Source organism: Novosphingobium kunmingense (genome assembly GCF_002813245.1).
GTDB lineage: Bacteria > Pseudomonadota > Alphaproteobacteria > Sphingomonadales > Sphingomonadaceae > Novosphingobium > Novosphingobium kunmingense.
Genome location: NZ_PHUF01000005.1, coordinates 281784 through 299719, shown reverse-complemented (window position 1 = coordinate 299719; position 17936 = coordinate 281784). Strand labels below are relative to the sequence as shown.

At 66.3% G+C, this 17936-nt stretch carries 18 protein-coding genes; 6 read left to right on the top strand and 12 right to left on the bottom strand.

Going from position 1 to position 17936, the window contains the following annotated elements; genetic code table 11:
• The 7 genes from B0I00_RS14150 to B0I00_RS17375 all read right to left on the bottom strand — a co-directional run bounded on the left by B0I00_RS14150 (position 1) and on the right by B0I00_RS17375 (position 6785).
• Entirely contained in the window at positions 1–1566 is a 1566-nt protein-coding gene (locus B0I00_RS14150; protein WP_100868045.1) for a spinster family MFS transporter, read from the bottom strand.
• A 30-nt stretch (positions 1567–1596) separates the two neighbouring features.
• Positions 1597–2289: a 7-cyano-7-deazaguanine synthase QueC gene (gene queC / locus B0I00_RS14145; RefSeq protein ID WP_232730262.1), complete on the bottom strand. Its 693-nt coding sequence runs from the start codon at positions 2287–2289 to the stop codon at positions 1597–1599.
• Between the two features lie 48 nt (positions 2290–2337).
• On the bottom strand, positions 2338–2703 hold the full coding sequence (locus B0I00_RS14140) for a DUF3617 domain-containing protein (RefSeq protein ID WP_232730261.1): 366 nt from the start codon (positions 2701–2703) through the stop codon (positions 2338–2340).
• Between the two features lie 164 nt (positions 2704–2867).
• On the bottom strand, positions 2868–3776 hold the full coding sequence (gene hslO, locus B0I00_RS14135; RefSeq protein ID WP_232730260.1) for an Hsp33 family molecular chaperone HslO: 909 nt from the start codon (positions 3774–3776) through the stop codon (positions 2868–2870).
• Entirely contained in the window at positions 3773–4699 is a 927-nt protein-coding gene (gene argF / locus B0I00_RS14130; RefSeq protein ID WP_100868043.1) for an ornithine carbamoyltransferase, read from the bottom strand. The genes hslO and argF overlap by 4 nt, the downstream gene beginning before the upstream one ends.
• Positions 4696–5889, bottom strand: a complete 1194-nt coding sequence (locus B0I00_RS14125) for an aspartate aminotransferase family protein (RefSeq protein ID WP_100868042.1) — start codon at positions 5887–5889, stop codon at positions 4696–4698. The genes argF and B0I00_RS14125 overlap by 4 nt, the downstream gene beginning before the upstream one ends.
• A gap of 131 nt (positions 5890–6020) precedes the next feature.
• On the bottom strand, positions 6021–6785 hold the full coding sequence (locus B0I00_RS17375) for a cold-shock protein (protein ID WP_100868041.1): 765 nt from the start codon (positions 6783–6785) through the stop codon (positions 6021–6023).
• Between the two features lie 290 nt (positions 6786–7075).
• Between B0I00_RS17375 and B0I00_RS14115 the strand changes: the two genes are divergently transcribed.
• Genes B0I00_RS14115 through B0I00_RS14100 form a run of 4 tightly spaced genes read left to right on the top strand, consistent with a single transcriptional unit; the run spans position 7076 to position 10456 of the window.
• Complete coding sequence (locus B0I00_RS14115) at positions 7076–7507, top strand: TIGR01244 family sulfur transferase (RefSeq protein WP_100868040.1); 432 nt, start codon at positions 7076–7078, stop codon at positions 7505–7507.
• The gene (locus tag B0I00_RS14110; RefSeq protein ID WP_100868039.1) at positions 7497–7916 is read left to right on the top strand and encodes a hypothetical protein; all 420 of its coding nucleotides are present in this window, start codon (positions 7497–7499) and stop codon (positions 7914–7916) included. The genes B0I00_RS14115 and B0I00_RS14110 overlap by 11 nt, the downstream gene beginning before the upstream one ends.
• Before the next feature lie 4 nt (positions 7917–7920).
• Positions 7921–8817 carry a sterol desaturase family protein gene (locus B0I00_RS14105; RefSeq protein WP_100868038.1) on the top strand — a complete coding sequence of 299 codons (897 nt, stop codon included), beginning with the start codon at positions 7921–7923 and terminating at the stop codon, positions 8815–8817.
• A 58-nt stretch (positions 8818–8875) separates the two neighbouring features.
• Positions 8876–10456, top strand: coding sequence for a GMC family oxidoreductase (locus B0I00_RS14100; RefSeq protein WP_100868037.1), 1581 nt, complete (start codon positions 8876–8878; stop codon positions 10454–10456).
• A 5-nt stretch (positions 10457–10461) separates the two neighbouring features.
• Here B0I00_RS14100 and hisN read toward each other — a convergent pair whose 3' ends face one another.
• Both hisN and B0I00_RS14090 read right to left on the bottom strand, forming a co-directional pair.
• Positions 10462–11253 (bottom strand): histidinol-phosphatase, encoded by a 792-nt coding sequence (gene hisN / locus B0I00_RS14095; RefSeq protein ID WP_100868036.1) that lies wholly within the window; start codon positions 11251–11253, stop codon positions 10462–10464.
• Between the two features lie 3 nt (positions 11254–11256).
• A complete protein-coding gene (locus tag B0I00_RS14090) occupies positions 11257–12192 on the bottom strand; it encodes a ribose-phosphate pyrophosphokinase (protein WP_100868035.1) in 936 nt (311 codons plus the stop codon).
• 172 nt (positions 12193–12364) lie between these two features.
• Here B0I00_RS14090 and B0I00_RS14085 point away from each other — a divergent pair, with 172 nt between their 5' ends.
• On the top strand, positions 12365–14011 hold the full coding sequence (locus B0I00_RS14085) for a hypothetical protein (protein WP_100868034.1): 1647 nt from the start codon (positions 12365–12367) through the stop codon (positions 14009–14011).
• Between the two features lie 4 nt (positions 14012–14015).
• On the opposite strand, the gene glpX is transcribed toward B0I00_RS14085, so the two are convergent.
• The gene (gene glpX, locus B0I00_RS14080) at positions 14016–15002 is read right to left on the bottom strand and encodes a class II fructose-bisphosphatase (protein WP_100868033.1); all 987 of its coding nucleotides are present in this window, start codon (positions 15000–15002) and stop codon (positions 14016–14018) included.
• Between the two features lie 182 nt (positions 15003–15184).
• On the opposite strand from glpX, the gene B0I00_RS14075 reads away from it, so the two are divergent.
• Positions 15185–15616: a hypothetical protein gene (locus tag B0I00_RS14075; RefSeq protein ID WP_100868032.1), complete on the top strand. Its 432-nt coding sequence runs from the start codon at positions 15185–15187 to the stop codon at positions 15614–15616.
• A 2-nt stretch (positions 15617–15618) separates the two neighbouring features.
• Here the strand turns inward: B0I00_RS14075 and B0I00_RS14070 are convergent, their stop codons facing one another.
• Together B0I00_RS14070 and B0I00_RS14065 are read right to left on the bottom strand one after the other, a co-directional pair.
• Entirely contained in the window at positions 15619–16932 is a 1314-nt protein-coding gene (locus B0I00_RS14070) for a homoserine dehydrogenase (protein ID WP_100868031.1), read from the bottom strand.
• Between the two features lie 108 nt (positions 16933–17040).
• Positions 17041–17886 (bottom strand): hypothetical protein, encoded by an 846-nt coding sequence (locus B0I00_RS14065; RefSeq protein WP_232730259.1) that lies wholly within the window; start codon positions 17884–17886, stop codon positions 17041–17043.
• Between the last annotated feature and the right edge of the window lie 50 nt (positions 17887–17936).

The following is a 17936-nucleotide window of genomic DNA, read 5'->3' as shown; positions in this document are numbered from 1 at the left end:
TCAGGCGCGCTCTCCGGCGCGCTCCTCGACCGTGGCCTCGGCCGTGGGGACGGCGCGATAGGCGTAGGCCAGCAGCGCCATGGCAAAGGGCGCGACGCCGATGAGCGCGAGGATGCCGGTTCGAAGGTCGCCGACCGGCTTTCCGTCGACAACCGTGCCCATGAGATCCGAGATCAGCCCGACGAGATACGGTCCCCAGGCCAGGCCGACGAGCGTGGTACCGAGGAAGAACGCAGCAGTCGCTGTCCCACGCATCCGCGGCAGCACAAGGTCCTGCGTAGTCGCGGCAGCGGCGCCCAGGGCGGCCGCACCGAACATTCCTGCAAGGAAGCTCATCGAGTAGAACACGAAGGAATCGCTCGTGGTATAGGCCAGCCACACCGGCACGATCGGGGCAAGGACGCCAAACATGACGACGAGGATGCGCCCCGCCGGATTGCGCGCCCGCAGGTGATCGGCCAGGCGTCCGCCGATTATGACGCCAAGAAATCCGCTGACAGCGCCATTGGCGCCCAGCCAGAAGGCCAGTTCCTGCCGCTCGAGCTGCAGCACGTTTTCTGCATAGGGCGCGGCCCAGAAGCCAAGCGCCCAGGCAACCAGCGAAACCAGGCTGTAGCCTAGCGTCGTGCAGATGAAGGCGGGCGTACCCCAGATCAGGCGGAACGTCGCCGGGTCACGCGCCCTCAGGGAACTGGCCCACGAAAACACCGCGTAGTAGCCGACCCCGATGGCAGGCCATTGCAGGAGGTTCCCGGTGACGCGCACCATGAACCAGGCGAGCAGCGCGGTCAGCGCCGCAAACCCCAGGTTGACCGCCAACGCCGCAGGGCCGCGACGCGCCGCGCCGATTACCGTGAAAGGCGGAACGATGCTCATCAGGTCGCCGAAGAAATCGCGGAACGGCGTGCTTGATCCCGTGCTGGGCGCTCCGTCCATCGCGCCGCGAACCGGCTCCTTGAGCGACGCCACCCAAAGCGCAAGAATCAGCCCCGGCACGCCGACCGCAAGAAAGGCCGCCTGCCAGCCGACAAGGTCGAGCGGCCCGCCACCCGGATAGGCCGCGTTCCACATCTGGCCGATCTTCGCGCCGATCAGCAGCGACACGCCGCCGCCGATATAGAGCCCCGACGAATAGATCGCGAGTGCGGTGGCGCGCTGGTGCCGGGGAAAGTAATCGGAGATCAGCGAATAGGCGGTCGGGCTGGCCGTCGCCTCGCCCACGCCGACACCCATCCGGGCCAGCGACAACTGGATGCTGTTGCGGGCAAAGCCCGATAGCGCGGTCATCGTCGACCATATGGCAAGGCCGATCGACAGCAGCCGCACCCGGTTCCAATTGTCCGCGAGGCGTCCCAAGGGAACACCGAACAAGGCATAGAACACCGCAAATGCCGCACCGCCAAGGAAGCCCAGGTCGCTGTCGCTGAGGCCCAGATCCGCCTTGATATCGACCGCCAGGATGCTGAGGATCTGGCGGTCGATGAAGTTCATGATGTAGACGACGACAAGGACGAACAGCACGTACCACGAATATCCGCTGGCCTTGCGCTGAGCCGTTTCGCTCATATTTCCGTCATTCACGCCGTCACTCTCCCGTTACCTGGGTGCAGAGTAGCGGGTCTCGTCGGCAATCCCAGCTTTTTCAAAGCCCTCCTGGCGCAGCCGGCAGCTGTCGCACTGGCCGCAGGCGAGGCAGCCCGGCTGGGGGTCGTAGCACGACCAGCTCAGCGCCGGATCGAGTCCCAGACGCGCACACTCGCGTGCGATGTCGGCCTTGCCCATGAACTGCAGAGGAGCATGGACCGTAAAGGCATCGCCTTCGGCGCCGGCCTTGGTGGCGAGCCGGGCCAGATCGGCAAAGCCGGCGATGAATTCCGGCCGGCAGTCGGGATAGCCCGAATAGTCGAGCGCGTTGACCCCGATGAACACGTCGCGCGCGCCGAGCGCCTCGGCCCAGGCGAGCGTCAGCGACAGGAACACGAGATTGCGCGCCGGCACGTAGGTCACCGGAATGTCGGGGCCAACGCCATCCTTCGGCACGGCGATCTCGTCGGTCAGTGCAGAACCGCCGAACTGGCGCAGGTCGAGCGGCAGGATCACGTGGCGTGCGACGCCGATTTCCGCAGCCACGCGGCGCGCGGCATCCAGTTCGATGCGGTGCCGCTGGTTGTAGTCGATCGTCAACGCGTTGACGGCAAATCCAGCCTCGCGCGCCAGGGCCGCAGTCACCATCGAATCGAGGCCGCCGGACAGCAGGACGACGGCTTGCCGTGGGGGTTCTTCAGCCATTTCGGTCATGCCTTCGGCTAGCCTCTGCCCGATCCGAAGGCAATGGGATCAGGTGCCGCAAGCCCCGACCCGGCGGGCTTCGGCGGAAAACTCGAACGGAAGCCCGTCGGCAATCCCCTGGCTGTCGATCTGGACGAGTTGCGCGGTTTCGCGCCGGATTCGGGTGCGTCCGTAACCGCGGCCGCGGCAGGTGTATTGCACAGTCACTTCCGACGCGCTCTCGCCTATGACCAGGCGGGAACAGGCGTCGGCCTGGTGACGAAGCTGGATCAGGGTGCGGCCGTTGGGTACGCAGATCCGCTGCGGCTGGGAGCCGATTTCGCGCAGACGCAGTTCCCAGGCTCCCGGCTGAAGCGTGTCGAGCATACCGAGCCGCTCGCTTCCGGCATGAGCCGGAACGAGGGACACGAGCACAGCGGCGGCCAAGACCGCGAACCGGCGGAGGGAAATAAACGAACGCAGCATCATCGATCTATCAATCTGGGCGCCAGTGAAGTGCGCACGATTTCCTTCGGCGCCATTGTATCACGGCGCCTACACGCGATAAAGCGTGTTATTATGTCGACGAATCGAGTGCTTCAAGCCTCGATTTCGAACAGCCGCGAACAGAATGCACAGTCAACCACGATCAACCCCGCTTCGTTGCGCATGTCGACGCGGTCTTCTTCGGGAAACTTGCCGATCACCGCTGCGTAGTGCTCGACGCTGCAGCGACACCCGCGGCCAAGCGGATGACCCGCCTCGACCCGGATTTCGTCCTCTTCGTGGAAGATCCGCCAGACCAGCGCTTCGAGCGAGAGATCGGCGTCGACCAGTTCGTCGTGGCGGATCGAACCGGCAAGCGCCGCGAGGTGCTCCCACTCGGGGTGGTCGAGCCGGACGTGAAGACGCTCGCGGCCCTCCTCGCCGTCGGGCAAGTGCTGGACGAGGAAGCCGCCGGCGACGCAACCCTGCCCGTCCGATCGCACGCCGACGCGGATCAGCGTTGGCACCTGCTCGCTTTGTGCAAAATAGTTCTGGCAGGCTTCGGCAAGCGACCCGCCTTCGAGCGGCACGATGCCCTGGTACCGCTGGCCGGTCGTGGCCATGTCGAAGGTGATCGCCAGATAGCCCTTGCCGAACAGCGCGTAGAGCGATGGGTTGGCCCCGACCATGTCCAGCCGGTCTTCGTCGAAACGCACATAGCCGCGCAGTTCGCCGCCGCGGTAATCGCAGACCAGCAGGTCGACGACCCCCGCCTCGGTCTGCGCCTGCATGGTCAGCTGCCCCTCGTCATCCTTGAGCAGCGCTCCGATCAGTGCGGTGACAACCAGCGCTTCGGCGAGCAGATGCTTGATCGAGGTGGGGTAGGTGTGGGCGGTAAGGATCGTTTCGAGCACCGGTCCCAGGCGCACGACGCGGCCCCGGCCGTTGCGCGCAGGGATCGTGAAGCTGAGCACCCGGTCATATCCGGTCTCGCCGGCAGGAATATGCTCGGGCGCGCTCACAGCTTGCCGAGCGCCCAGAGCAGGACCGACTTCTGCGCGTGGATGCGGTTTTCCGCTTCGTCCCAGACATCGGACTGCGGCCCGTCGATCACCGCGTCGGTCACTTCCTCGCCGCGGTGCGCGGGCAGGCAATGCAGGAACCGGGCACCGGGACTTGCCGCCGCCATCAGCGCAGGGTTGACCTGGAACGGAGCCATCGCCGCCAGCTTGTTGTGGACGTGCTCCTGCCCCATCGAAACCCAGGTGTCGGTCACGACCACGTCGGCGCCGGCGGCCGCTTCGCGCGGGTCGCGCGTGACCGTGATCGTCGCGCCGTTCGCTCGCGCGGCGGCGATGAAGCCGGGATCGCTGTCATAGCCTTCGGGCACGCCGATGCGGACGTTGAACTTCATCAGCCCGGCCGCCTCGACGATCGAGTTGAGGACGTTGTTGCCATCGCCAAGCCAGGCAACTTCGAGGCCGGGGAGCGCCTTGCCGCCTTCGATCAGGGTGAGGAGATCGGCCATGATCTGGCAGGGATGCGAGGCGTCGGTCAGGCCGTTGATTACCGGGACGGTCGCATGGGCGGCCAGCTCCTCGATCTTGGCGTGATCGTCCGTGCGCAGCATGATCGCATCGACCATGCGGCTCAGCACGCGCGCGGTGTCGGCGATCGTCTCGCCGCGGCCGAGCTGGGTCGATCCCGCTTCGAGTATGATCGCCGAGCCGCCGAGCTGGCGCATCGCCATGTCGAACGAGACGCGGGTGCGGGTCGAGTTCTTCTCGAACACCATGGCGAGGACGTGGCCCGCGAGCGGGGCATCCGCATCGGGCTGCCCCTTGGGCCAGGCGCGGCGCGCGGCCTTGCGGTCCTGGGCGTCGTTCAGCATGGCGGCTATCGCGTTGCCGCCCGCATCGGACAGGTCGAGGAAGTGCCGGGTCACTGGACCGTCTCGGGAACGTCGTAGCTCGCGGCGCCGGCAGACAACTTTTCGAAGAACTCGTCGATCTCGGCATCCCCGATAACCAGCGGCGGCACCAGGCGCAGCGTGTTGTCACCCGCCGCCACGGTCAGCAACTGGTGGTTGTCGCGCAGGTGCGCCACGAACCCGCGCGTTTCCATCTTCATCTTGACGCCCAGCATCAGGCCCTTGCCGCGAACCAGTTCGAACAGATCGGGGTAGTTTCCGATGAACTGTTCGAGGCGGCTGCGCAGGCGCTCGCTCGTGACGCGCACATGGGCCAGGAACTCGTCGTTGGCCACCGCGTCGAGCACGGCCTCGCCCGCCGCCATGGCCAGCGGGTTGCCGCCATAGGTCGAGCCGTGGGTGCCGATCACCATGCCGCGCGCGGCCTTTTCGGTGGCGAGGCAGGCGCCGATCGGGAAGCCGCCGCCAAGGCCCTTGGCCGTGGCCAGGACATCGGGTTCGATGCCATACTGTTCATAGGCGTAGAAGGTGCCCGAACGGGCGACTCCGCACTGCACCTCGTCGAGGGCGAGCAGCAGGCCGTGTTCGTCGGCCAGCGCGCGCAGGCCTTTCATGAACGCGTCCGAAGCGGGACGGATGCCGCCCTCGCCCTGGACTGGCTCGACAAGGAAGCCGGCGGTGCTGGGCCCGATCGCCGCCTTGGCGCCTTCGAGATCATCGAAATCGACGTACTTGAAGCCGGCCAGCAGGGGCATGAAGCCCTTGTGCATCTTGTCCTGGTTCGATGCGCTGATCGTGGCCATCGTCCGGCCGTGGAAGGCGTTCTTGAAAGTGATGATCTCGAACCGACCCTCGTCGCCGCCGTGCTGGTGATAGGCGCGCACCGTCTTGATGGCGCATTCGACCGCCTCAGCGCCCGAGTTGGTGAAGAACACCGTGTCGGCAAAGGTCAGATCGACGAGCCGCTGGGCCAGCTTTTCACCCTGTGGGCTGCCGTAGAGATTGGAGACGTGCATCAGGGTTTCGGCCTGGCGCTGGATCGCGCCGATCAGGCCGGGATGCGAATGGCCAAGCAGGTTGACCGCGATGCCGGCCGCGAAGTCGAGATAGCGTCGACCGTCTTCCCCGATCAGGTGGCAGTGCTCACCGCGCACCGGGCGAAAGCCGCAGCGGGGATAGACTGGCATCAGCGGGGTAATCGACATGGCTTTTCCTTCGCTTCTCATGAAATCGGGATAATCGAAACGACAAATGGCGGCCCCGAAAGGACCGCCATCTGCACGCGTTTAGAACTTGGCAGGCCCCGGGACAACCCCAAGGGCGGCTGCGATCGGGATCAATCCTGACGCGGCGCCAGGTTGACCGCCGAGTACTTGCCTCGTCGATCGACTTCGATGTCGAACTCGAGCCGGTCGCCCTCGTTGAGCGCCTGCATGCCCGAGCGTTCGACCGCGCTGATATGGACGAAGGCATCGGCCTGTCCATCGTCGCGCGTGATGAAGCCAAAGCCCTTCATCGAGTTGAAGAACTTGACCGTGCCGGTGGCCCGTTCACCGGTCAGCTGGCGCTGCGGCGCTTCGGGGCGCTTTTCGACTGCGATCACATCGCCGACCACTTCGAGGTCGCTGGCCGAAACCTTGCCACCGCGATCGACGAGCTGGAACTTGAGCTGCTGCCCTTCGGCAAGGCCTTCGAGGCCAGCACGTTCGACCGCGCTGATGTGGACGAACACGTCTTCACCGCCGCCATCGCGCTGGATGAAGCCGAAGCCCTTGCCCGCGTTGAAGAACTTGACGGTGCCGGTGCCTTCGCCAACGACCTGGGCCGGCATGCCGCCGCCGCGCGGGCCGCCGAAGCCGCCACCACCACCACCACCGCCGCGCGGACCGCCGAAGCCGCCCCGATCGCCGCCGCCGAAACCGCCGCGATCACCGCCGCCGAAACCGCCGCGTCCACCGCCGCCAAAGCGGTCGCCGCCACCAAAACGGTCGCCGCCGCCGAAGCGGTCTCCACCACCGCCGGCAAACGGATCAAAGCTGTCTTCGCCGAAACCGTCCCGCTTGTCGCGACCACGGCCGCGACGTCCTCGATCAAAACCCATAGAACCGAACAAACCTTCGCATCGCCCCACGAAACAAGGGCCGGAACGCGGACGAATCGCCCCGGCCAAGCAGCAAGCGGGCACCAGGCCCTCTCCTCCGCATGGTCACTGATAGCGAATAAACCGCTGATTGGCGAATCGATTCCTGTTTTCGGGTGCGGTGTGACATTTCTGCAAGGCAGGCACGATGAGCGGCCTTGCGCTTGCGTCGTGCGGCCCGTCTTGGCACAGAGCCGTCAGCAGCGGAGACGAGCATCGTGCCCCCGCCTTGCATCCGGGATGACCCTGCCATGTTTCGTGCCCTGACCGATCGCATTTCCGCCAGCCCGCAGATCACACCTGACGATGTTCGCGACGCCGCGGCGCAAGGGGTGGGCCTGATCATCAACAACCGTCCCGAGGACGAAAGTGCCGACCAGACCCCCGGTGACGCGATCGAGGCCGCGGCCCGCGCGGCGGGGATCGACTATGTCGCCATTCCGGTGACCCATGCCGGATTTTCCGAAGGCCAGGTCAAGGCCATGGCCGCGGCTCTCGCGTCCACCGACAAGCCGGTCCTGGCCTATTGCCGGTCGGGCACGCGTTCGACGCTGCTCTGGGCGCTGGCCGAAAGCAGCCGCGGCAAGAGCCCCCACGCGTTGAGCGCCGCCGCCGCCCAGGCCGGCTATGACCTGACGCCGGTGCGGGCGATGATGGACATGTTGTCCGCCAATGCCCTCTGACCAGGCGCTTGCCTTCGAAGGTCTGAAGCTCGCGCTGTCGCTTGCGGCGATCCTGGGCGTCGCGTGGTGGGTGGCACGGCAAGGGCTGGGCGGCGACGTGCGCCTCAGGGACGCGGACGAGGTGCGCGAGCTGGCCCGCGCCGCCCTGTGCGATTTCGAGGCCGAGGCCATCGCGATCGACCGGGCCGGGATCGGCGCCCTGGCCCGTGATGCGCGGGGCCGTGTGCTGCTGCTGCGCCGCCACGGATCGCAGTTCGCCGCACGCCTGCTCGATTCGCATGCCTTCGCGCGGCTCGACCGGACGTTCCTGACGGTCGGCACCGACGACCGACGCTTCGGCGACGTCACGCTCGACCTTGGCACCGAGGCGCAGCTGTGGGCCAGCAGCTTGCGCCGGCTTGGGAGCTGAGCCGATGCCGCAGCTGACCCCGGTCGACTATGCCGTGCCCTTCTTCATCCTGCTGATCCTGATCGAGGTGGCCTGGGCCAGGCGCCGCGCGCCCGCGTCCTACGAAGCGCGCGACACGCTGTCTTCGCTCGCCATGGGCCTTGGCAGCACGGTGGCTGGCGCCTTGGCAGCCGGCCTGATCACGGCTGCGGCCTTTACGCTCTACCAGTTCCGTCTCGTCGATATCGGCTGGGCCTGGTGGGCATGGATCGCCTGCTTCGTGCTCGACGATTTCAACTACTACTGGGCGCACCGCACCGGGCACCGGGTGCGCTGGTTCTGGGCGAGCCACGTCAATCATCATTCAAGCCAGCACTACAACCTGTCGACCGCGTTGCGGCAGACCTGGACCGGCTTTCCCGCGCTGTCGTTCCTGTTCCGGATCTGGCCGGTGCTGATCGGGTTCCATCCGGGGATGATCGCCACGGTCGGCGCGGTCAACCTGGTCTACCAGTTCTGGATCCATACCGAGGCGGTACGCCGCATGCCGCGCTGGTTCGAAGCGGTGATGAACACGCCGTCGCACCACCGGGTCCATCACGCGGTCAACCCCGTCTACCTCGACCGCAACTACGCCGGGGTCTTCATCGTCTGGGACAGGCTGTTCGGCTCGTTCCAGCCCGAGATCGACGGCGTGCGGATCCATTACGGCATCATCCGCCAGCTGGGCAGCTTCAACCTGTTCCACACCGCGTTTCACGAGTGGATCGCCATGGCGAGCGACGTCCGCCGAGCGCCGTGGCGGGCCAAGCTGGGCTATCTTGTCCGCGAGCCCGGCTGGACCCATGACAACAGCCGCGATACCTCCGATACGATCCGCGCCCGCTGGCAGGCCATGCAGGGGCCCGGCGTCGACAGTTAGCGTTGCACCCTCTTAAGCGAGCACTTAAGCCGTGCGGAAAGGACGGAGAGGGCAACAGATGGACCAGTTCGACATCATCGTTATCGGCGGCGGCAGCGCAGGCAGTGCAGCGGCCGGAAGGCTGAGCCAGGACGGCACGCGGCGGGTCTGTCTGATCGAGGCTGGCGGCACCAACGACACGGTCCGCATCAAGACGCCCGGTTTCATGCCCTTCATCCCCGAGGCGTCGAACTGGCGCTTCGAAACCGTGCCGCAGAAGGGACTCGACGGTCGCACCGGCTACCAGCCGCGTGGACGCGGACTGGGCGGCTCGAGCGCGATCAACGCCATGGTCTATATCCGCGGCAACCACTTCGACTACGACCAATGGGCGGCGCTGGGCTGCACCGGATGGAGCCATGACGACGTCTTGCCCTACTTCAAGCGGTCCGAGGGCAACGAGCGCGGCGGCGATGCCTGGCACGGCGATGACGGCCCGCTGAACGTCATGGACCAGCGCTGGCCCAACCCCGGCAGCCGCGCCTTCGTCGCCAGCGCGACCCAGCTCCAGTTGCCCGGGAACGAGGACTTCAACGGCGCGCGCCAGGACGGATTCGGACTCTATCAGGTGACGCAGAAAGCAGGCGAACGCTGGTCCGCGGCCCGCGCCTATCTGCGCCCGCGCGCAAACCTGTCGATCCGCACCGACGCCCTGGTCGAGCGGATCGTGATCACCGAAGGCCGCGCGACCGGCGTTGCGATCCGCACAGCCAAGGGCCGCGAGGTGATCGGGGCCAGTGCCGGGGTCGTGCTGTCAGCCGGTGCTTTCGGCAGCCCGCAGGTGCTGATGCTGTCGGGCATCGGACCGGCACTGCATCTGGCCGAGCACGGCATCACCGTCGTCAGCGACCGCGATGCAGTGGGCAACGACCTGCAGGACCACATCGACTATGTCGGCGGATGGGAAACCGCCTCGCGCGATTTCTTCGGCAGCAGCCTTCCCGGCACCTTGCGCATGGCAAAGGCCGTGATCGAGCATCGGCTGAAGCGCACTGGCGTGATGACGACGCCCTTTGCCGAAGCCGGCGGGTTCTGGCGTTCGCGTTCCGACCTTCCCGCGCCCGACATCCAGTACCACTTCGTTCCCGCCGTGCTGGAGGATCATGGGCGCGAGAAGGTCAAAGGCCATGGCTTTTCGATCCACGCCTGCGTGCTGCGCCCCGAAAGCCGCGGCACGGTTCGCTTGAACAGCGTTGATCCGGCGGCCGCCCCGGCGATCGATCCCAACTTCCTCGACGATCCCCGCGACATCGCCACGCTGCGCGAGGGCGTCCGGCTGATGTACCGCATCGTCGAGACCGGCCCGCTTGCCGCCTATGCCGGGGCCGCCCGCCAGCGGGTCGACCTGGCTGACGATGCCGCGCTTGACCGCCTGATCCGGGCGCGAGCCGACACGGTCTATCACCCGGTAGGCACCTGCCGCATGGGCGGGGACGACGCGTCGGTCGTCGATCCCAAGTTGAAGGCGCGAGGGACCGACGGGCTGTGGGTCGCCGATGCGAGCGTCATGCCGCGACTGGTTTCGGGCAATACCAATGCCCCGTCGATCATGATCGGCGAGCGCGCAGCGGACTTTGTCAAGCGAGCGCTGGCAGCTTGATCCCGTCAGTGGTTGCAGGCGAGCGCTTCGATCACGTCGTCAAGTCGCGCAGGATCGCCTAGCGCGAGAACCCGGCCGTCGCTGCCGGCGTGGAGCGGATCGCCGTTCCAGTCGGCCATGGTGCCGCCTGCGCCTTCGACCACCGGGATCAGCGCGGCGTAATCATGAAGCTTGAGGTTCGCTTCGCAGACGATGTCGATCTGCCCCATCGCCAGCATGGCGTAGTTGTAGCAATCCCCGCCCATGACCATGCGCTTGTGATCGGTCCTCGCGGCCAGTCCCATGAAGTGGGCGCCGTCGTGATCATCGAAGTAGTGCGGGCCAGTGGTAGCAATGGTCGCATCGGCCAGGGTGCGGCAGGCGCGGGTGCGCACAAGTGCGCCGTTAAAGGTTGTCGCCCGGCCGGCCGCGCCGAGCCAACGCTCGCCCAGGATCGCCTGGTCGATCACGCCGAGCACCGGCCAGCCATCCTGGACCAGCGATATCAGCGTGCCGAAGATCGGGCGTCCGGCCATGAACGCGGTAGTCCCGTCGATCGGGTCGAGCACCCAGGTCCGGCCCGAAGTGCCCTCCTCGACGCCGAATTCCTCGCCGTGGATGCCGTCGCGCGGAAACTCGGCCTTGATCAACCGGCGCATGGCTTCTTCGGCGGCGCGGTCGGCCTCGGTCACGGGCGAGCGGTCGGCCTTGCGTTCATGCCCGAACCGGCTGCGGAAGAAGGGGCGGATCGCCGCGCGCGCCGCATCGGCGAGGCGCTCGGCCAGCGCGATTTCGGCGTCGAGCTTCGCTGTCGCCATGGGCTAGTCGAAGAGGCTGGAGACCGAGCTTTCCTCGGCGATGCGATGGATCGCCTCGCCGATCAGCGGAGCGATCGACAAGACACGAATTCGCGGCGAGGCGAGCGCTTCCTCGGTCGCCTGGATCGTGTCGGTGATGACCAGTTCCTTGAGCGCCGAAGTGGTCACGCGTTCGACCGCCTTGCCCGACAGGACGCCGTGGGAGAGGTAGGCGGTGACGCTGGCTGCGCCGTCGTCGATCAGCGCCTGCGCCGCATTGACCAGGGTGCCGCCCGAATCGATTATGTCGTCGATTAGGATGCAGTGCTGGCCCGACACGTCGCCGATGATGTTCATCACCTCGGACGAGCCAGGCTTGTCTCGGCGCTTGTCGACAATCGCCAGCGGCGCGTTGTTGAGCCGCTTGGCCAGCGCGCGGGCGCGCACCACGCCGCCCACGTCGGGTGAGACGACCATCAGGCCCTGCCCGCTCGATCGAGCGAGAATGTCGGCGGCCATGACCGGGGCGGCATAGAGGTTGTCGGTCGGGATATCGAAAAAGCCCTGGATCTGCCCGGCGTGGAGGTCGACCGCCAGCACCCGGTCGGCCCCGGCCGTCGTGATCAGGTTCGCGACCAGCTTGGCCGAAATCGGCGTGCGCGGTCCGGGCTTGCGGTCCTGCCGGGCGTAGCCGAAGTAGGGCAGCACCGCGGTGATCCGCTTGGCCGAGGCGCGGCGAAGCGCATCGATGCAGATCAGCAGTTCCATCAGGTTGTCGTTGGCGGGAAAGCTGGTCGACTGGACCACGAACACGTCCTCGCCGCGGACATTCTCATGGATCTCGACGAAGACCTCTTCGTCGGCAAAGCGGCGCACGTCAGCCTGGGTCAGCGGCATCTCCAGATAGCCGGCGATAGCGCGCGCCAGCGGCAGGTTCGAGTTGCCAGCCAGAATCTTCATGTGCGTCGCCCTTCCCCGCTGAATCACCGGACCGCCTCTAGCCGCGAGCCAGCGGATTGCAACCGCGCCGCTGGCAAAAGCATGCTGGCGTTCTCGACAACAGCGCGGCTATTGTCGCGCTGCGCTAGAATGGGGGCCCAATGCAGCAGCGTACAATGAGGCCGGGGCGATAATGCTGATCATTGCGCGGTACTGGCCGCGGATCGTGCTCGCGAGCCTTGTGTTTTGCGTCCTGATCGGCCTGCTGGTCCCGCTTTATACAGACGAAGTCGGATGGCGGCTGCAAGCCCGCGCCGCACTCGATGGGGTCGATAAACTCTATGTCGATGTGTGCGGGCCGAACACGCTGGCCGTACCCCCTGCCTTCATGATGCCGGTACGGGCCTATTCGGCATTCTTCAACACGGCCTTTCCCGAACCTCTCTACGTCCGCCTGTCCGGTGTCCTCTACGCTTTGGTCTGGATCGCCATGCTGGCCGCCTTGACCAGGCACCTCGCGAGTGACGAACAGCGCCAGCGGCAGCTTCGCCTCGTCGCCTTCGCCCTTCCGGCCCTTGGCATGCTGCCGCTGCTGCTAGTGTGGAGCCGACCAGAGCAGCCGATCCTGTTGTGCCTGACGGGAGCTCTGATCATCGCCGTCAGGCAAAGGGTGCCGGCCGCGCCGCTCCGGGCGCAACCGGTGACAAGCCTTCTCGCGAGCAGTGGAGTGGTCGTTCTGGCGGCAATAGCCATGAGCTACCACATCAAGGCTCTCGTCCTTTTGCCAGTGTTTCTGCTGTGTCTGGTATCTGTAGGTTTACGGTCCGGGTCTTGGACTGCGCCCGTGGTCGGCACGATAGCCACGATTGCCGCTTCGAAATCTGCGGCTTCCTACTGGCTCGGCCGTTTTGCCTGCCCCGACGACCCGAAGACAGCCGCCTTCTTCGCCAAGCAGAACGTTGGCTTCAAGGCGTTACGCGATGGCGATTTCGCTGGCAGTGTTGCGGCGCTAGCCGACAACGTGAATCTGGTCGCTTATGCCATCTTGGCGGGTCCTGCTCGCTATCCCCAGACGAAATGGCTCGAGCCGGAACAGATCAGTTTTCAGACTCAGTACGTCTGGACCAGCCTGGTCGTCTTCTGTTGGGGGGTTTTGGTCGTGCTATCCGCGGTGCATGTGGCGCTGGGCATCGGACGAATGCAAAAGTTCCGGAGCTTCGATCCTCAGGCCATGATTTCTGCCGCGCTGATGGCCTGCGCAATGGCCTGGGCAGCCACCCAGATCGGGCGCAACGTCTACGAAGCCACGTTCGTGCTACCGATCCTGCTGCTGGCCGGCCTCCTTGCCTTGGCACAAGCACCGCCCCAGGATCCGGGACTTTTGGGTCGGATCACAAACCGCCTTGTCGTCCTTCTTTCGGCAGTGGCAATTACCGCGCCGGCACTGATCGCCGCGTCCTATGGCAGTTCACTCCTGCGTGCGGCACGTGCCGGCGGCTATGTTCCGGGTCAGGCCGTCTCGGTCTCGGCCTATCATTACGCCGACGTACGCCCATTGGTCGAGGCCGCCGCAAGGCGCTGCAAAATCGAAAACAGCCCCCGTTCACGCAACGTCATGATTGACGACCTGAGCTATTTTGCATTGATGAAAACGTATCGGCCGCAGCACGTGGTCAGCGTCACTTTGTCACCCGACCTCGCCTTGGACGATCCGCTGGGTTACCTGCGCTCGATAGGGTCGGACGGTTTGGTGGTCCGTTGCCAATACCTGCCCCTCGATCTGCAACGGCGTGCGCACCGGTTCGGGCCGGTGTGCTGCATGGCGCGCGACGAGCTTTGATCGATCACCCCTTTTTGCGGTGTTCGCTCGAGACCCAGCGCACGGTGCCCGAGCTGGCGCGCATCACGACCGACTGAGTGGTGATCAGCCCGCCCGGCATGCGCTTTACACCCTTGAGCAGCGACCCGTCGGTCACCCCTGTAGCGGCGAAAATGCAGTCGCCCTTGGCGAGTTCGTCTCGGGTGTAGATCTTGTTGAGATCTTCGATCCCCCACTTGCGAGCGCGGGCGCGCTCGTCGTCGGTGCGGAACACCAGGCGACCGTTGAACTGCCCGCCCACGCAGCGCAGCGCCGCAGCCGCCAGCACGCCCTCCGGCGCGCCGCCCTGGCCCATGTAGAGGTCGATGGTTGTCTCGGGATTGGTGACCGCAATGACCCCTGCCACGTCGCCGTCGCCGATCAGCACCACGCCGCAGCCGAGGCCGCGCAGCTCCTCGATCAGCGCGGCATGGCGCGGACGATCGAGCACGCAGACGATGATTTCGTCGGGCTTGACGCCCTTGGCCGCGGCAACCGCCTTGACGTTCTCGGTCGGGCTCTTGGCCAGGTCGATGATGCCATCGGGATAGCCGGGGCCGACTGCAAGCTTGTCCATGTAGACGTCGGGCGCGTTGAGCAGGTTGCCTTCTTCGGCCACCGCAAGAACTGCCAGCGCATTGGGGCCGGCCTTGGCGGTGATCGTGGTCCCTTCGAGCGGGTCGAGCGCGATGTCGATCCTGGGACCGGTGCCCTGCGCGCTGCCGACCTTTTCCCCGATGTAGAGCATCGGTGCCTCGTCACGCTCGCCTTCACCGATGACGACCGTGCCGTCCATCGCCAGTTCGTTGAGTGCCGCGCGCATGCATTCGACTGCCGCCGCGTCTGCCGCCTTTTCGTCGCCGCGGCCGATCAGGCGAGAGGCGCCGATGGCTGCCGCCTCGGTCACGCGGACCATTTCGAGCACCAGCACGCGGTCGAGGACGTCGCTGCGCGGAGTCTTGGCAGATGTCATGCGGAAACGGGCCTTTCTGATAGCGCCGGGCGTATTGCGAATACGTATGTCGCGCGGCGCTTAGCCAGCAGGCAGGCCCTTGTCCATGGGTTGCGACAGATCGCGGTATTCAGCAGGGGTTCACCGCCGTGCCACTTTTTTCCGCAACCGTGCGGTGCGGGGACAGACAAGCAGCATGGCCAGTGCTGGCCGCTTCGATCGGGGCCATGTTGCTGCTCTCGCCGCCCGCTGCGGCGCAGGAGAGCAGCAACGCGGTCGACGCGAGGGTTGCCGAAATCATGGCCGAGGCGAACAGCGTGCTCACTGCCGTCCCACCGCGGCCGCGGTGCGATGGCGGATCGGAAGGCGAGATCGTTGTCTGCGCAGCGACCGACAGCCGTCGCTATCGCGTGCCCTCGACAATCGAGAGCAATCCGGGATCGCGCGCCGCGCTGCGCACCGGCATCCCGGCCCCGCCGCAGCTCGACCGCGGGTCCTGCAAGGGGCAGCCGGGCTGCATCGTCGGCGGATACACTCCGCCCGCGGTCTATGCGATCGACCTCAAGGCCATTCCGGAAGCGCCGGCCGGTTCGGATGCCGACCGGATCGGCAAGGGCGAACTGGCAGACCGCTGAACTCAGTCGCCAAGGATGTGGAGGACCAGCGGCGATTCGGTGAGGCTTTCCGATCCGGCCAGCAGTCTCACCGCCTCGCTGACGGCGCTTTCTGGCCCTTCGTGCGTAACCATCGCGACCATGACGGCGCCATCGTCGGACCGGCCCTTCTGGATCAGGCTTTCGATCGACACGCCTGCATCGCGGAAAGCAGCGGTGATTTCGGCCAGCACGCCCGGTCGGTCGGCCGCCATAAGACGCACATAGGCGCGCCCCGTTCGCTGGCCGGCGTCGGCCGTGGTCATCACTTCGAGTTCGGCCACGGGAACCGAGAACGGCGCCCCGATCTCGCCGCGGGCGATGTCGATCAGGTCGGCGACCACGGCGCTCGCGGTCGGGCCGTCGCCCGCGCCGGCACCCTGGAACAGCAGGCGGCCCGAGAAATTGCCTTCGGCCACGACCGCGTTGGTAGCGCCGTCGACGTGGGCCAGCGGGTGATCGAACGGCACAAGATGCGGCTGGACGCGCTGGAACAGGCACTTGCCCTCGGCGCCGTCCATCACGTCGGCCATGCCGATCAGGCGAATGACATAGCCCAGCGCGTCGGCCTGGGCGATGTCGGCAGCACGCAGCCGGGTGATGCCCGATGTTTCGACGCCAGCGAAATCGAGCGACGAGCCGAAGGCGATAGCAGCAAGGATCGACAGCTTGTGCGCGGCATCGGTGCCCTCGATGTCGAAGGCCGGATCGGCCTCGGCATAGCCCTTGGCCTGGGCCTCGGCGAGGACGTCGGCAAAATCGCGCCCGCTGTCCTCCATCGTCGACAGGATGTAATTGCAGGTACCGTTGAGGATACCGTAGACGCGCTCGATCTCGTTCGCGGCAGCGCCCTCGCGCAGCCCCTTGATGACCGGGATTCCGCCCGCCACGGCAGCCTCGAACTTGAGCGCGACCCTCGCCGCCTCTGCCTTGGCGGCAAGTTCCAGCCCATGGTGCGCGATCATCGCCTTGTTCGCGGTGACCAGTGCCTTGCCCGCCTCTATCGTGGTTCGCGCGCAGGCCAGTGCCGGGCCATCCGAACCACCAACCATCTCGACCACCACGTCAACATCGGCGCGCTCGCCCATGATGACCATGTCGTCTTCCCAGGCATAGCGCGTCAGATCAACTCCGCGGTCCTTCCCGCGATCGCGCGCGCCCACCACGGTCACCGCGATCGGCCGGCCGGCGCGCCGCGCGATCAGGGCCGAATTGGCCTCGATAAGCCGGATCACGCCAGCTCCAACGGTTCCCAGCCCGGCCAGGGCAATGCGCAGCGGTTGAGGCGCGTCAGACATCGAAGTCCCCTTTCAGCGCGCGCCCTTAGGGTCGGCGCAAGGGGGCGGCAAGAAAGAAAGCAATCGTCCGAAGAAAGTTGCCGTAACTATCTTGCCGTTGCAGCCGATTCAGCGGCGGGTGCGCGGGCAGGAGCCCAGGGCGTCGATCACCGCACGGTAATCACGCGCTGCGGCGCTGCGATCGTCGGCCGATTCGGCGATATTGGCACCTGCCGGCAGGGCCGGCGGCAGAAAGCAGGCAAGACGATACCAGGCAAGGGTGTCGCGCGCCGGAAGACCTTGGCCGGCGCCAACCAGTTCCGAGAACGAGGCGTTCATTGCGGGGGCGCGCCCGGCCTGGCGCGCGACGGTGATCGCGGCCGGCTCGCCGCTGGCGCTGGCGAGAAAGATCTGGCTTTCGCTCTCGCCGGCGAGATTGCCCGAAACGTGCAGCGCCTCGCGCACACCGGTGATCCGGGGCGGCGCGCCCGCAGCATAGAATTCGCCCAGGATCGTCTTGATGCGCGCTTCGGTCGCCGCATCCCAGGCGAGCTGCGCATCGGGCGAGACGAGCTGCAGTTCGGCCGGACGTCCGGCGACGGGCCGCGCGAACAGGATTACCGACTTCTTCTTGAGGCTGGGCAGCTTGCCCTTGGAGTCGGCCTTGACGTCAACCAGGTACAGCAGCTGTTCGCCCAGCGCGCGGTTCCCGCCGATCAGCGCCTCGGTCCGCGCCTCGACGAAGGTGCGGATGTAACCAGGCTTCACGTTGCGGGCCCGTTCGGGCTCGACCGCGACCGCCTTGCGGACCTGAGCGCGCACGACCAGCGGGGTGCCGTCAGCCAGGTCGGCGAGGTCGGCATAGGTGGGCGCGAGCGCCGCCGGCGCCGGCGAATCAGCCCCTACGGCAAGGGACGGCGCCGCAGCGCAAATGGCGAGGATCGGCAGGGCGGCCAGCTTGAACGAGTGGATCATGGGTGCTCTCGTATCGTTACAGTGCGCGCTTTGCCAGCCAAAGGGCGGAA

Coding starts and splice junctions, on each gene's coding strand:
- B0I00_RS14150 (WP_100868045.1), bottom strand. CDS start 1,566: ATGAGCGAAACGGCTCAGCGCAAGGCCAGCGGATATTCGTGGTACGTG.
- queC (WP_232730262.1), bottom strand. CDS start 2,289: ATGGCTGAAGAACCCCCACGGCAAGCCGTCGTCCTGCTGTCCGGCGGC.
- B0I00_RS14125 (WP_100868042.1), bottom strand. CDS start 5,889: ATGTCGATTACCCCGCTGATGCCAGTCTATCCCCGCTGCGGCTTTCGC.
- B0I00_RS17375 (WP_100868041.1), bottom strand. CDS start 6,785: ATGGGTTTTGATCGAGGACGTCGCGGCCGTGGTCGCGACAAGCGGGAC.
- B0I00_RS14115 (WP_100868040.1), top strand. CDS start 7,076: ATGTTTCGTGCCCTGACCGATCGCATTTCCGCCAGCCCGCAGATCACA.
- B0I00_RS14110 (WP_100868039.1), top strand. CDS start 7,497: ATGCCCTCTGACCAGGCGCTTGCCTTCGAAGGTCTGAAGCTCGCGCTG.
- B0I00_RS14105 (WP_100868038.1), top strand. CDS start 7,921: ATGCCGCAGCTGACCCCGGTCGACTATGCCGTGCCCTTCTTCATCCTG.
- B0I00_RS14100 (WP_100868037.1), top strand. CDS start 8,876: ATGGACCAGTTCGACATCATCGTTATCGGCGGCGGCAGCGCAGGCAGT.
- hisN (WP_100868036.1), bottom strand. CDS start 11,253: ATGGCGACAGCGAAGCTCGACGCCGAAATCGCGCTGGCCGAGCGCCTC.
- B0I00_RS14090 (WP_100868035.1), bottom strand. CDS start 12,192: ATGAAGATTCTGGCTGGCAACTCGAACCTGCCGCTGGCGCGCGCTATC.
- B0I00_RS14085 (WP_100868034.1), top strand. CDS start 12,365: ATGCTGATCATTGCGCGGTACTGGCCGCGGATCGTGCTCGCGAGCCTT.
- glpX (WP_100868033.1), bottom strand. CDS start 15,002: ATGACATCTGCCAAGACTCCGCGCAGCGACGTCCTCGACCGCGTGCTG.
- B0I00_RS14070 (WP_100868031.1), bottom strand. CDS start 16,932: ATGTCTGACGCGCCTCAACCGCTGCGCATTGCCCTGGCCGGGCTGGGA.
- B0I00_RS14065 (WP_232730259.1), bottom strand. CDS start 17,886: ATGATCCACTCGTTCAAGCTGGCCGCCCTGCCGATCCTCGCCATTTGC.